The sequence below is a fragment of the Corynebacterium canis genome (assembly GCF_030408595.1).
Classification (GTDB): domain Bacteria; phylum Actinomycetota; class Actinomycetes; order Mycobacteriales; family Mycobacteriaceae; genus Corynebacterium; species Corynebacterium canis.
On sequence record NZ_CP047080.1, the window covers coordinates 1,574,620 to 1,588,072 of the forward strand.

General features: G+C 58.5%; 9 protein-coding genes. 4 read left to right on the plus strand and 5 right to left on the minus strand.

The annotated features are described in order from the left end of the window. Positions 1-267 precede the first annotated feature (267 nt). Complete coding sequence (locus CCANI_RS06930) at positions 268-2,934, plus strand: HtaA domain-containing protein (RefSeq protein WP_146323146.1); 2,667 nt, start codon at positions 268-270, stop codon at positions 2,932-2,934. Between the two features lie 905 nt (positions 2,935-3,839). On the opposite strand, the gene dop is transcribed toward CCANI_RS06930, so the two are convergent. From dop to CCANI_RS06950, 4 genes are read right to left on the minus strand one after another with little or no spacing between them, the layout of a single operon-like run. Next, a complete protein-coding gene (gene dop / locus CCANI_RS06935; RefSeq protein ID WP_146323147.1) occupies positions 3,840-5,312 on the minus strand; it encodes a depupylase/deamidase Dop in 1,473 nt (490 codons plus the stop codon). Then, positions 5,312-6,808, minus strand: a complete 1,497-nt coding sequence (arc, locus tag CCANI_RS06940) for a proteasome ATPase (protein WP_146323148.1) — start codon at positions 6,806-6,808, stop codon at positions 5,312-5,314. The genes dop and arc overlap by 1 nt, the downstream gene beginning before the upstream one ends. 36 nt (positions 6,809-6,844) lie before the next feature. After that, entirely contained in the window at positions 6,845-7,681 is an 837-nt protein-coding gene (locus tag CCANI_RS06945) for a tRNA (adenine-N1)-methyltransferase (RefSeq protein ID WP_146323149.1), read from the minus strand. 32 nt (positions 7,682-7,713) lie between these two features. Next, entirely contained in the window at positions 7,714-8,940 is a 1,227-nt protein-coding gene (locus tag CCANI_RS06950) for a M18 family aminopeptidase (RefSeq protein WP_146323150.1), read from the minus strand. Positions 8,941-9,231: 291 nt separating this feature from the next. Here CCANI_RS06950 and CCANI_RS06955 point away from each other — a divergent pair, with 291 nt between their 5' ends. The 3 genes from CCANI_RS06955 to CCANI_RS06965 are packed head-to-tail and all read left to right on the plus strand — an operon-like array spanning position 9,232 to position 11,950. Continuing rightward, entirely contained in the window at positions 9,232-9,936 is a 705-nt protein-coding gene (locus CCANI_RS06955; protein WP_290210685.1) for an ABC transporter ATP-binding protein, read from the plus strand. A 16-nt stretch (positions 9,937-9,952) separates the two neighbouring features. Continuing rightward, complete coding sequence (locus CCANI_RS06960; protein ID WP_146323152.1) at positions 9,953-11,086, plus strand: SufD family Fe-S cluster assembly protein; 1,134 nt, start codon at positions 9,953-9,955, stop codon at positions 11,084-11,086. Between the two features lie 51 nt (positions 11,087-11,137). Beyond that, on the plus strand, positions 11,138-11,950 hold the full coding sequence (locus tag CCANI_RS06965) for a RecB family exonuclease (protein ID WP_146323153.1): 813 nt from the start codon (positions 11,138-11,140) through the stop codon (positions 11,948-11,950). Here the strand turns inward: CCANI_RS06965 and CCANI_RS06970 are convergent. After that, positions 11,947-12,831, minus strand: a complete 885-nt coding sequence (locus CCANI_RS06970; RefSeq protein ID WP_484037855.1) for a DUF8462 domain-containing protein — start codon at positions 12,829-12,831, stop codon at positions 11,947-11,949. The genes CCANI_RS06965 and CCANI_RS06970 overlap by 4 nt on opposite strands. Positions 12,832-13,453: the final 622 nt, after the last annotated feature.

A 13,453-nucleotide genomic window follows, 5' to 3' on the forward strand; every position in this document is an offset into this window, starting at 1 on the left:
CCACCTTTCGTAAAAAACCAAACGATATCGTCCTTTACGTTAGTCTGCCCTTCGACGCGGGTGGGGGTACCCCATTACCCCCGCAGCTTTGAAGCCAATCTAATTATAGCGGAGGTTAGGCAAACCTCTGATAGTTTTCTTAACGGTTTGTCGAGTTAGATTTGGCTAGCATTAACCTTTACGGATTAAGAGTTAAGGTTCGGCTCAGCTTCGGCGCGACAACTGCAACACCATCCAGGTCGACTGCTCACGTTAAGGAAGTATTTCGTGACTGAACAACACTCTGGTTTGGGTCGGAGTGTCCGCCCCGCCACCCTCGCGATCGCCGCGCTGACCACCTCAATCGCAATGTTCAGCCCGGCCATGCCGGTCGCCTTTGCCGACGCCAACTCCAAGTTCGGCATTGAAGCCCAACAAGGTGTCGAACAGACCGTCCCCGCTGAAGCATCAGCCCTGCAATGGGGTATCCGCGGATCGTTTGTTCGATACGTCAGCGGCGCAACGAACATCCTTGACGGCGCAAAACAAGGCCCCCACAACAGCTACCTGTGGCCCTACAAATCCACCACCAAAAACGCCGATACCGGCGAGGTAACCATCCAATACGGTGGCACCGTCAACTTCATGAAGTATTGCAGTGGCGAGACCAAGCGTCCGAACTGTGACCTTGACTTCACCTTCGGCTCCCCGAAAATCGTGCTGGACACCAAGACCGGCATGGGCAAGCTCTACGCCACGATCCACACCAAGGACTACCTGAGCAAGCAGTGGTCCGGCCCCGAAGAACGTCACATCGGCAACCTTGACTCCAATGCCGCCCGCTACAACGTGACCGGCGGGAAAATGCACTGGAAGGGCGTGTCCGCCACCCTGACCGCCGACGGCAATGCCGCATTCAGCAATTTCTACGAAGAGGGCGGCTTCCTCGATTCGCTTTCCTTTAGCCTCGATGACACCTTCGAAGTCGGCGAGCGCACCGGCTACAACCTGAGCAGCCAGATCGCCACCGAGGTTGAGGCTGACAACTCCAACCGCGTGTTCGCCCGCCCTGACGGCTCGATCCTCCACGTCACCGCCAGCAGTGACGGTAAAGTACAGCTCCTAGACAAGGAGCTCAAGAACGTCAAGGCCGTCAGCGACATTCAGATCAATCCGAACACCCCGGCGGGCTACGATCCGAGGGCCGATCGCCTGTACTGGCTGCACGGATCCACCATCAAAACCGCAAAGGTTACCGATGGCGGGCTCACCGAGGTCACAGACTTGACCACGTTCACCGGCAAGGCCACCGGATTTGCCTACTCCCCCAGCCGCAACGTGGCCGCCGCGCTGCACAACGAGGGCGATTATAGTAACCCGAAGTACCGCTTCACCATGGTCGATGCAAACAAGGAAGTCCGGACCATCGAACTTCCAGCGCCGTCAACCGTAGCCCCCGGGTTTGAGGACGTCAGCGAAGTGTACGGGTCCAGCTTCGGCAGCGAAGCCGCAGGCTTGCGCGCACTCCCCGATGGCACGTTCATTTCGCTTTACGACGTTGTTTTGCGCACCAACGACAAGGCCGCCGAATCCAATATTCCGCTGCACATTAAGCCCGACGCAGCACCCGCCGACATCGTAACCCGCGTCCAAGCGTTTACGGATGTCATGCACGGCAGCAAGGGCAACTTCCGTGGTATCACGGTAGACGATGCTGGCAATATCGCCATCTACACCAAGTTTGACCAGCCAGGCACCGCATCCGGCGCAACCATCGGCTTCGCCCGGTACAACAATGGTTCCTTCACCGTTTACCCTGCGAAGAAGCACCCAGACGCCGTAGGCGTTGCCGGCGTGGGCTTTGATAAGGATGGCAACGCGGTCTTCGTGAGCCAAGACCGTTCGATAGCCGTATTCGTCAACCCTGCCACCACCGAGGAAGTTGGGCGGGCGTCGCTAGGCTCCTTCATGAAGGACACCGCACGCCTGCTTAACGACGGCGCGGTATTCGGCACAGACGGTTCCCTCTACGTGATCGACTACCGCCCGCCCGCAGAAAACGATTGGCGCGAATATGTTGGATTCCAGCGCCTGACTCTGCCGACCACCGTCCAGCAGCGTGACCCCTTGCTGAGCCGCTACACCATGGCGGGCCAACAGGCAGACCCCGGTTACAGCAACACCGACGATACTTCCGCCGAGGACAATCTGCCGCCCGCGACCAACCCCGGCACCGATCCCAAGCCTGGGACGGACCCGAAGCCCGGCGACAACACCAATCCTGGCACTGACCCCAAGCCCGGCGACAACACCGATCCCGGCACTTCGGAAAACCCCGTTGACCAGGCAAAGGCCGCAGCTGAGAAGGCAGAAGCCGCCGCAGAAGAAGCCAAGAAGCACGCCGAGGCCGCGAAATCTGATGCCGCCAAGGCTGCCGAAGTAGAGGCGCAAGTAGCCAAGGCACAGGAACAGGCCAAGAAGGCCGAAGATGCCGCAGCCAAGGCAGCGGAAAATCGGGCAAAGGTCGAGGCCGAAGCCGCGAAGGCGGCCGAACTCCTAGCCGAAGCCGAAAAGCTCGCCGCCCAGGCCGCCGCAGACAAGGAAGAAGCCGAAAAGGCTAAGGACGCTGCAACCGAGGCACAAAAGGTCGCCGAAGCGACGGCCGAAAAGGCAGCTGCGGAAGCCAAGGCAGCCGAGGAAGCTCGCGACGCCGCCGATGCAGCCAAGAAGGCAGCCGAGGAAGCACAAAAAGCCGCCGAAAAGGCTGGCAAGCCGGGTACCTCCGGTGAGGCAGAAAAGCCAAACGCTAGCCCCGACAAGTGGAAGAACGGCTTCCAGCACTGGTTGGAAAACCGCGGCGTTGGCGGTCCGATCGCACGATTCCTCACGTTCTTCGCTGGAATCATCTACTCCATCATGCACCCGTTCATCGGATTGTTCGGCAGCCGTGGATAGTTGCGACTAGCACATCACCGCCCCTAGCCCCCGATCACAATGCTGACGGGGGCTTTGGTGTTGGGTGGCTCTAGGCGCGGTGGCGAGCCATCGGTGGGCGATCGGCGTGCCGTAGCGATGGGTTGTGGGCGGTGCATGAAGTTTTTTACACACGAAAGCCGGATTTTGTGTAATTTTCATCATCTGGGGCCGCCCAGGGCCGCCGGTGCGATATGTTTTACACAGATTTCGGGATTTTGATGTAAAAAATATCGGTAGACACCGTTCAACTCTAGCTATCGTAATAGGTTGCCCACTACGGATCAGATCTTCTTTTCGTCACAGTGACGTAATTCCGCCATGCTTTTATATAGGGAGACGAATCGAGGCCTCCAGCGGGCTCGCAACTATTGCGCACAAAATGGTTGCCATCAACCTCAGGCCGACGCCGACCACCCGAACCAATGCGGTTATCTATACATACCTTTTCAATGTCGGGCAGATCCCCGGTGTGTGAACGGCACCCACAGCGCAAGCCACGCCCTTGGATCTGCCTGCATCTTCGTAGGGTTGAGGGTGGCTCTAGGCGCGGTGGCGAGCCATCGGTGGGCGATCGGTATGCCGTAGCGATGGGTTGTGCGCGGTGCATGAAGTTTTTTACACACGAAAGCCGGATTTTGTGTAATTTTCATCATCTGGGGCCGCCCAGGGCCGCCGGTGCGATATGTTTTACACAGATTTCCGGATTTTGATGTAAAAAATATCGGTAGACACCGTTCAACTCCAGGCGTGGGAATGGCTTGTGGGCGACCTACCGTGCTGAATGAGGCCAGTTAGCGGGATTCGCCCATAGGTGACCAAGGGTAGCGAACTTCACGGGCTTAGCGGGGCTGCTACGGCGGAATCATTTTCTGCGTCTAAAAAATCTAGGCGATGCCGGCCGCGACCTCGGCTGCCGATGTGGCGGACTCCACCAAGTGGCCAACCTGATCGAAGGTGCCATCGGCCGGGGTTGGCATTGGGATCGTGGAACCATCGGAAAGGGTCAAGCTGTCCCAGTTTGCCGCCGCGATCTCGGCACCAAAGCGAGACATCATGCGGCCCCGAAGATACGCGCGCGAATCCGACGGCGGGGTGTGCGCCGCCGCGGCGATTTCCGCCTCGCTGGCAAGCGTAACCATGCGGCCTTTGCGGACCAAGGCGTGGTAGAGGCTTTTTGCGGGGTCGATATCCGAATATTGGAGATCGATCAACGCCATTTTCGGATCGGACCAAGACACGTTTCGCGCCTCAAAGGCGCGCAGCAGGGCCAGCTTCGCCGTCCAATCCAGCAGGTGCGAGGTGCTCAGCGGATCGGATTCCAGCAGATCCATGACCTCCGCCCACATTTCCCACACTCGTGTATCCACGGCATTCTGCGGGCTGGTCCGGGAGTGGTACACGCGCAAGAGTTCGATTGCGGTGAGGGCGCGGCCGTCGCAAAGCGGGATGCGGTGCGTGCATGTAAGGTCGCGGGAAACGCGGCTCACCTCGGGCACGGGGGCGACCACGGCAAGATCGGTGAAATCAACGCCCTGCTCGATGGCGTCGATGACCAATTTTGTCATGCCGAGTTTGAGGAAATTCGAGGTTTGGGACATGTTTGCGTCGCCAATAATCACGTGCAGGCGGGCCAATTCGTCCGTGGCGTGGGACTCATCACGAGTATTAATTATGCCGCGATTTAACGTCGTCTCTAGGGAAATCTGCTGCTCAATATAATCCGCGCGTTGGCTGATTTGAAAGCCCGGCTGCTCCCCATGCTGACCCAAACCCACGCGCCCCGCGCCGATAATTACTTGCCGCGCAATGAAAAACGGGATCAGGGCTTGGGCCAATACATCAAAATCGGTGGAACGATGATACAAATAGTTTTCGTGCGCACCGTACGAGGCGCCCTTGCCATCGACATTGTTTTTATACACCTTTAATGGCGGGCACGGCGCATGTTTGTCCAAAACCGACTGACCCAAGGCGGTGATCTCCGCCACTGCGGCGACGGCGGATTGCAAGACCAAATCCCCGGCTGCATCGTATACCATTGCGTCCCATGCGTTGGTAGTTTCGGGGGCGGAATACTCCGGATGCGCGTGGTCCACATAAAACCGAGCGCCGGCGGCGGTCACCACATTGGCCACGCCGAGGGCCTGCGGATCAACCACCGGCACGGTGTGGTAACGCCGCAGGTCAAAGCCTCGTAAATCCCGCAATGGCGATTCCGGGGCGAAGTCCCACCGCGTGCGCTGCGACTTGCCAGCATACGCCACCACCAGGTGCGTGGAGGTAATGATCGGGCTCACGGTCGGATCACTGGGCGTTGCGATCCCGTATTCCGTTTCCGTACCTAGAAAACGAACCATTATGTTTCGACTCCTGCATCGATAAGTACTTTTGCCTCCACAACCCGCAGCCCATGGCGGCCGGTAATCCGCGACCATTCATCCGGCTTCGAGGTATTTGGCAGATCCTCGTTTTCGCGATTTTCCGCATTAATAGCGGCGATCAAATGCTGGCGAGTGATCCCACAACCCACGCCATGAATCTGGTCTTTAATAGCGTTTTTCTTCGCCCGGTCGACGATATTGGCTATCATCGCCCCAGACACAAAATCCCGGTAATGCAGCACCTCCGTGGAGCCATCAACCAGCGTTAACTCCACAAAAGGCTTATCCGTAAACAATTGTTCCACGGCGATATCAATAAGGTCCGCGGCGGGCTCGGCGAGCGGCAGTTCATCGGTAATATAACGCCCGAAAATATCGCGGGATCCGGCGCGATCGGGGCGATGCACACGGATCTTCACGTCGAGGCGACCGGGGCGCAAAATGGCGGGGTCGATAAGCTCCTCGCGGTTCGTGGCGCCGATAACAATCACATTATCCAGCCCCTCAACCCCATCGAGTTCCGTAAGCAATTGGGGCACCACCGTAGTTTCCATATCGGAGCTGACCCCACTACCTCGCGTGCGGAAAATAGACTCCATTTCATCAAAAAAGACCACCACGGGCCGCCCCTCTTCCGCCAGCTCGCGGGCGCGGTCGAAGATCACGCGGATCTGCCGCTCCGTTTCCCCGACATATTTATTGAGCAATTCGGGGCCTTTCACGTTCAGGAAATAAGACTTCCCATTATCGCCAGAACGTTCGGCAAGGGAGCGGGCCACCGCCTTGGCAATCAAGGTTTTCCCGCACCCGGGCGGGCCGTACAGCAACACGCCCTTCGGCGGCCGCAATTGATAATTGTGATACAGCTCGGGGTGCGCGAATGGGAGTTCGACCGCATCGTGGATCGCCTCGATCTGCTCATCCAAACCGCCGATATCGGCATAACTCACATCTGGGACTTCCTCCAAGGAAAGCTTGGACACCTCGGCCTTGGGGATGACTTCGAACGCGTAACCGGCGCGGACGTCGACAAGCACGGTATCGCCGCGCTTGGGCACGACGCCCGCCGCCAGCCGCACGAGCCGCTCCTCCCCCGTGGAATCCGCGACCAGCACCCGGCGGCCCAACAGCTCGGTGATCACCGCGAGGTCGCCGGCGTCCTCCTTGCCGCACACCTCAACTACCTGCGAAGATTCGCCCAAACGCACGCGCACCCCGGGCAATAATTGCGTCTTATCAACCATCGGCGAGACCACCAAACGCATACGCCGGTTCAGCGTAAACACCTCGGCGGTCCGGCCGCCCTGGCTGGGCTCAAGGTAAATGCCATAGGTGCTCGGCGGGTCCGCCAGCTGCTGCAGCTCCTCCCGCAGCACCGCAAGTTTGTCCCGGGAGGCCTTCAACAGCTCCGCGAGCTTGGCATTGCGGGCCCCTAATTGTTGAATACGGCGTTGCAGGTCTGCTGTTTCCATGCGAATCCTTCGAAATCTCCTCAGATGTATTCGATACTATTTTCGGGCGCGGCGTTGGGGTCGCGGGGCGACGGTGCCGTCCGCAAGCCGCCGCGTCCACACCAAAAACGCGGTATGGGCGTTCATGCGGTGCTCCGGGCGAGTAGCCAAGCCCTCCACCTTCCACTCGCGCACCAGCGACTCCCACGCCCGCGGCTCGGTAAAGCACCGCTGCTCCCGAATCCCCTCCATCACCTTCATAAGCTGCGGCACCGTGGCCACGTACGTCATAAACACGCCGCCGGGTTGGAGGAGTTTTGAAACCGTGTTCAAACATTCCCACGGCTCCAACATATCCAAGATCACCCGATCCACGGGGCCACCCAAACTCGCCACGGTGGCATTATTGAAATCATCTAACCGCAGGTGCCAATTCGGCGGCATTTCCCCGAAATATTCGCACACGTTCTGCCGGGCGAATTCCAGGTGATCTTCCCGAATCTCATACGAAAACAATTCGCCGCTGGGCCCAATTGCCCGCAACAAAGACATAGACAATGCGCCGGAACCCGCGCCCGCCTCCAGCACCCGCGCACCGGGGAAAATATCGCCTTCCACAAGGATCTGCGCGGCGTCTTTGGGGTAGATTACCGCCGCGCCGCGCGGCATGGAAAGCACGTGATCGACCAAGAGGTGACGGAAACACAGGTACTGTCCTCCTTGCGCGGATTCGACCACCGTGCCTTCGTGCTGACCAATGATGTCATCGTGGGCAATGCCACCTTTGTGCGTGAAAAAGAATTCGCCCGGGGTAAGGACAATGGTAAAGTGCCTGCGTTTCGCGTCCGTTAATTGAACGCGGTCTCCCGGCTGAAACGGGCCAGAGTATGCCATGGGTACCTTTCGTATCGCTATCCATGGTGAGTCTAATCGACAAAGTATGCGTGTAACGCACTGGTAAACCACTCCATATCGCGCACACCTGCTAACTCGCGCGCGGAGTGCATGGACAACAATGGAACGCCCACGTCCACCGTCGGGATGCCCAGCCGCGTCGCCGTGATCGGCCCGATCGTGGAACCGCAGGGCACGTCATTGCGGCTGACAAAGCGTTGCACGGGCACATCGGCGGCGGCGCAGGCGCGCAACCACAATGCCGATGTGGGCGCGGTGGTGGCGTAGCGTTGGTTGGCGTTGATCTTGAGCACCGGCCCGGCATTCATCTGCGCCCCCGTCGCGGGATCGTACTTTTGTACGTAGTTCGGGTGCACCGCGTGCGCGGCATCGGCGGAAACGCAGCTCGAACGTGCATACATACGCCGCAAGGCGTCCTCGTCCGCCCCCAAGGCGTATGCGGTGCGCGTCAGCACATCCTGCAAGAGTGGTCCCGCCGCGCCGCTGGTGGTTGCGCTGCCGATTTCCTCGTGGTCGAAGCACGCCAGCACGAGGATGTCCGTCGCATCGGCCGTGGCCTGCACAAACGCGCGGGCGCTCGCATATACGGACGAAAGGTTGTCCAGCCTTCCGGCGGCGATATAGGCATCCTCCATGCCGAATACCCGTGCGGGTTGTGCGTCGCGCGTAATAAGGTCCCACGCGGCAATGTCGTGCTTATCGACGCCCACCGCACCCGCCAGCAAGTCCAACACGCCGCCCGCACCCTCCCGGGCCGCGAAGATCGGCTGCATGTGCTGTTGCTTATCCAGGGTGAGATTATTCTCACGCGAAAGATGGATGGCCAAGTGCGGGATGCGGAACGCCGGTGGCGTGGCTACCAAGGTTTCCGTGCCGTCCCGCAGGACGATCCTGCCTGCGAACTGTAGTTCCCGGTCGAACCACGAGGCCAGAATGGGTGAACCATATACCTCCACCTGCGCCTGCTGCCAGTGCGCCACGGTTGCCTCGGGGGTAGGCTTCAGCATAAAACCTGGCGAATCGGTGTGCGAACCGACGATGCGGAACGCGTGCCGGGGCGATTCCGGAATCCACCAGGCGACAATCGCGCCACCTCGAATAAGGTAATGCCCGCCGGGGCTGGCATCCCACGGTTGTGTCTCGTCTTGCTGACGGAAACCGGTAAGCATGTTCGAAACCTCAGCCGCCGCATGAAAACTACTTGGCGAGGCATTGAGGAAAGCTGGGAAATTACGCATGCCAGTTAGCCTAAGCCATATGTGCAACCGCCGATGGTGATCTCGCCTGGGATCACAAGCAAATTCCATGCGGGCTTAACTTTACTAAAGAAATCGTTTTCACAATTGATGGGCAAATGCAGCCTAGCCTAAAAGTTAAATATCGGTGACATTTAGACGTTTATCTATTTCTCACAATATTTCACTCAGCGTACCCCCAATTTCGGTATTAACACCCCTGCGGTGAATGCTTTATTGCGTTAAGATTTAGGTATTAGAAAAATCAAACGAAGGGAGGTCACAGTGTCTACTGTGCCCCTATTGCAGTTGGACGAGGTTTCCGTCGGGGTCGGCGAAACCCCCATCTGCCACGAAGTCTCACTCACCATCCAAGAGGGCGAAACTCACGTTCTTCTTGGGCCAAATGGTTCCGGGAAATCGTCATTGCTTCACGCAATCATGGGCGTAGGTCCGTTCACTGTAACGGGCGGGAAAATCCTTTTCCGTGGCAAAGATATCACCGATATGGATGTCACCGAACGCGCAAAGTCCGGAGTTGGCATGGCGTTCCAACGCCCGCCGAAAATGCCGGGTGTTACGGTCTCCCAATTGGCCGCAGCGATGCACGCAGAGCCCGCCGTGGCTCGCGCCGCAGAAACATTAAGACTGGGCCATCTTCATGACCGCGAAGTGAACTGCGGTTTTTCCGGCGGCGAAACCAAACGCTGGGAAATCATGAAGCTACTGCTGCAAAAACCGGATCTGTGTTTGTTCGATGAACCGGAATCGGGCGTGGATCTTGAACACGTTGCAGTGGTAGGCCACGCGGTCCAAGAATTGCTCAAGGAGCCGGGTAGCGCCGGCGCCCGAGGCGCGCTGATTGTGACCCACACAGGATTCATCCTCGATCACGTTGATGCCACGATCGCCCACCTTATGGTTGCTGGTCGCATCGTTGATTCCGGCGATCCCCGTGAACTATTCGAACGTATTCGCCTTCACGGATACCACACCTAATGGAAGCGAGTTCATCATGAACACCAAACCAGCCCCTGTCACCCCAGTTACTGGGCTGGGGCACACCTCAGTCAACCCGGACCTGCTGAAGACGGTGGGGTACGTGCCGGAGACCGAGTCAAGCGCGACGTCGATACTCGTCGACCACCACGTTGAGCACATGGTCACGCACGACGGCCAAGTGGAGATCATGCCGCTTGCCGACGCCCTGGTCACCTACCCGTGGCTGCAAGAACTCATGTTCTCACTGATCGATCCTACGAGCGATGAAGTGCTGCGCCGCGCATTCGAATCCACCCGCCGCCCCTTTGGCACCTTCACGTGGGTTCACGACAATGCCGTATTGGATAAGCCCCTGCAATCCTTCACCCTGATGACGGTGCCGCAGGAACGCCAATACATGCACGACATCACTGTGATCGGCGAGGGAGCGGTGGTGGATTCCATCTCCGGCGCCGCCGTAACCGAACATATGACGCACGGCACCCACGTCTCCGTCTCCGAGACCTTTATCCACCCCAAGGCACGCGTGCGTTCCCTCGATGTGGAACGCTGGGGCGCACAAATGGATGTGCGATCCTACAGCGGCACCAAGATCGCGGAAGGCGCCGTATGCAGCTCCATTTCGGTCGCCGTCAATGCGATCCGCAGCCACATCGCATCGTCCTACACCGTCCTCGATGACGACGCCGTGGACACCAACCACTCCGTCGTGTTTGCGCCCACCGGTACCCACCGCAAAGTGCAATCCATCGTCGAACTGAAGGGCGATCGGTCGCGCTGTGAACAGGTCGCCCGCATGGTTTCCGACGGTGGCGACATTGAAAACGAAACCACCCTCTTCGGGCGCGGCGATGGCACCAGCGGATTCCTGCAATGCGACGGCCTGATGATCTCGCCCGACGGCACCATCACCTCCGTGCCCGCACTCGTCGCGGCCACCGACACCGCGCAACTCTCGCACGAAGCGAGCGTGGGCATGGTGGATTCCGACAGGCTGGAATACCTGATGTCCACCGGCCTGGACGAAGACGAGGCGCGCGATCTGATCGTCCGCGGCTTCCTCGATGTTGAGGATCGCGATATCCCCGACAACCTCCGGCACACCGTTGCCGGGCTCATCGCCAAAGCACGCGCAGGTGCGATGTAGCTCAAGGAGCGCACAGGTCGAGGCGAGGTTCTCACGGTACAGTATTGAACCGTGAACCAGCCTCGACCTCTCGCCCTCTCCCCCTCCCGCGCCGGGGACTACCAGCAATGCCCCCTGCTCTACCGGTTGCGCGCCATCGACCGACTACCCGAACCCAAAACCGTGGCCCAGGTCAAAGGCACCCTAGTGCACGCGGTACTCGAAGAAATGCACAAGCTGCCCAGGGAGCAGCGGCTCTACCCAGCCGCCGTCAAACGACTAAAACCGCAATGGGCGGCCATGTGCAAGGAAGACGGCGACCTCCAAACGCTGGTGCCGGAGGATCAACTCTACGATTTCCTCGTCGAATGCCGCAGCCTGTTGCGCGGCTATTTCAGCATGGAAAACCCGCAAGGCTTCGATGCGCACGAATGCGAAATGTATGTGGATACCGTGCTACCCAACGGGGTTCCAGTGCGCGGGTTTATTGACCGCGTAGATATCGCCCCAACCGGCGAAGTACGCGTGGTGGACTATAAAACCGGCAAAAAGCCCCTCCCCAGGTACAGCCAACAAGCGCAATTCCAAATGCGCTTCTACGCGCTGGTGTACTGGCGGCTGTTTCAGGTTATCCCGACGCAATTGCGCCTCATGTATTTAAAGGTAATCGACTCCATGTTTCTTACGCCCTCGCGGGAGGAACTCGAATACTTTGAGCGGGATCTGGGCGATCTGTGGTCCAAGATCGAAGGCGATGGAAAAAGCGGGATATTCCGGACGCGCACCTCGAAGCTATGCGGTTGGTGCCCGCACCAAAAACTCTGCCCCGAATTCGGTGGCACACCGCCGGCATATCCCGGGTGGCCGGGAAGCACCGCCGATTAATGCAATTGGCGGAGACATTCCCGCATTCCCGGCAGGGCAAAATCGACCCAGCCGCGACGCGCCATTTCAAGCAAACCACGGTCCACAAGGCGCCTGCGATACTGGGCAATAGTATCCGCCGAACGCCCCATTCGCGCCACAATATTCGCGATTTTTACCGGCCCCTCTTCGGCCGCAACCGCTTGTAAAAACACCAGATCTAAGCCAGACAATTCCGCCAACAATGGGCGCACCACAAGCTCCGCGAATTCTTGCAGCGCAATTGATTGAGCTTGTTGGACGCAAAGATCATCGAGGCGGCCGGATTGTTTCGCCGCGTCTATGCAATGGTGGCCAATTAATTGCACGAGAAGCGGATAACCATGCGTCGCCGCCACCGCCTTTGTCAGTGCTGTTTCTTCCCACTGCCATTCCAGCTGCGCCGCCGCATTGATAAACAATTCCCGCACCTGGGTTAGGCTCAATGGCGCGCATTTCTCGATTACACACCCCGGCAACTCCTGTTTGTTTTGGGGAAGCTTGCCAAATTCATAGGGTGACATTGTTGCCACGACACGGACGTAAGCGCTCGCGCGCAAAAGCGGCGCAATGGCGGCGAAAATCTCTTCGAATTCCGTGAAAGTATGTGCGTTGAGGTCATCGATGGTGATAAGTACACCACTGTTATGTTGCGCGAGGACTTCCACGATCTGCTTAAAACTCTCGTGCAGGACTCCCGCCGACGAGGATTGTTCCTGGCGCGCAACACCAAAGAATTGCGGGGCGGAAACTCCGGTGACCCTGCGGCCGTGAACCGAAATCCCTAATGCATCCATTAAAGCGGGCACATGTGCGTCTCTGAATCGCGCAGAAACACCGGCAGTCGCGTTTTCCGCAATCACCGCCCAATTATTATTCCGCGCGGCCTGTTCAAGGCCGTCAAGGACCGTTGTCTTCCCGGCACCGGGGAACCCTAGGAGCAAACAGCCACGCGGCGCGCTCGCCGAAAACTCCGCAACCGGCCAATCGCACGCAGCGACTAATTCGGGGATAACGCCCAGCCGGGGGTCGAAGGGGGACTTCACGATCATCGCCTCACCAATCCGCCGAGCGCCAACGGCTCGGTTCACTCAATTCACTCTGTTCTGTCAGTTTACTCAGGTTTTTCAATTCGACCAAATGTTGCATGGTTTGGGGGTTTCGCTGCTCTTTTTGTCGATCTACCTGGCGTTTTTCTGAAGCTAAAGCTGAGAGGTTGCGCCCAATTCGCACATAGAAGGCAGGACAGGATAGCTATCGGTTTACTCAGTTTCTCCGCCGCCACCTCCCCCACTGCGGCGGCTCGCCACGTTGGCTAGGCGATGTGCCGGCCGACCTCGGCGCCCAAAAATCTGTAACACAAACGACCGTTTTTGCGACTTTTTAATTGCTATCGAGTTTCCCGTTGCGTTATTCCTAGTATTATTAAAGTGAGCGTTGCGCATTCATCGGACCTATTGCCTTTGCCGATCAGAACGCCTAGCG

Bases quoted from the DNA above. Each gene is read 5' to 3' on its own strand.
- dop (WP_146323147.1), bottom strand. From the start codon at position 5,312: ATGGTTCGTTTTCTAGGTACGGAAACGGAATACGGGATCGCAACGCCC.
- CCANI_RS06960 (WP_146323152.1), top strand. From the start codon at position 9,953: ATGAACACCAAACCAGCCCCTGTCACCCCAGTTACTGGGCTGGGGCAC.
- CCANI_RS06945 (WP_146323149.1), bottom strand. From the start codon at position 7,681: ATGGCATACTCTGGCCCGTTTCAGCCGGGAGACCGCGTTCAATTAACG.
- CCANI_RS06950 (WP_146323150.1), bottom strand. From the start codon at position 8,940: ATGCGTAATTTCCCAGCTTTCCTCAATGCCTCGCCAAGTAGTTTTCAT.
- arc (WP_146323148.1), bottom strand. From the start codon at position 6,808: ATGGAAACAGCAGACCTGCAACGCCGTATTCAACAATTAGGGGCCCGC.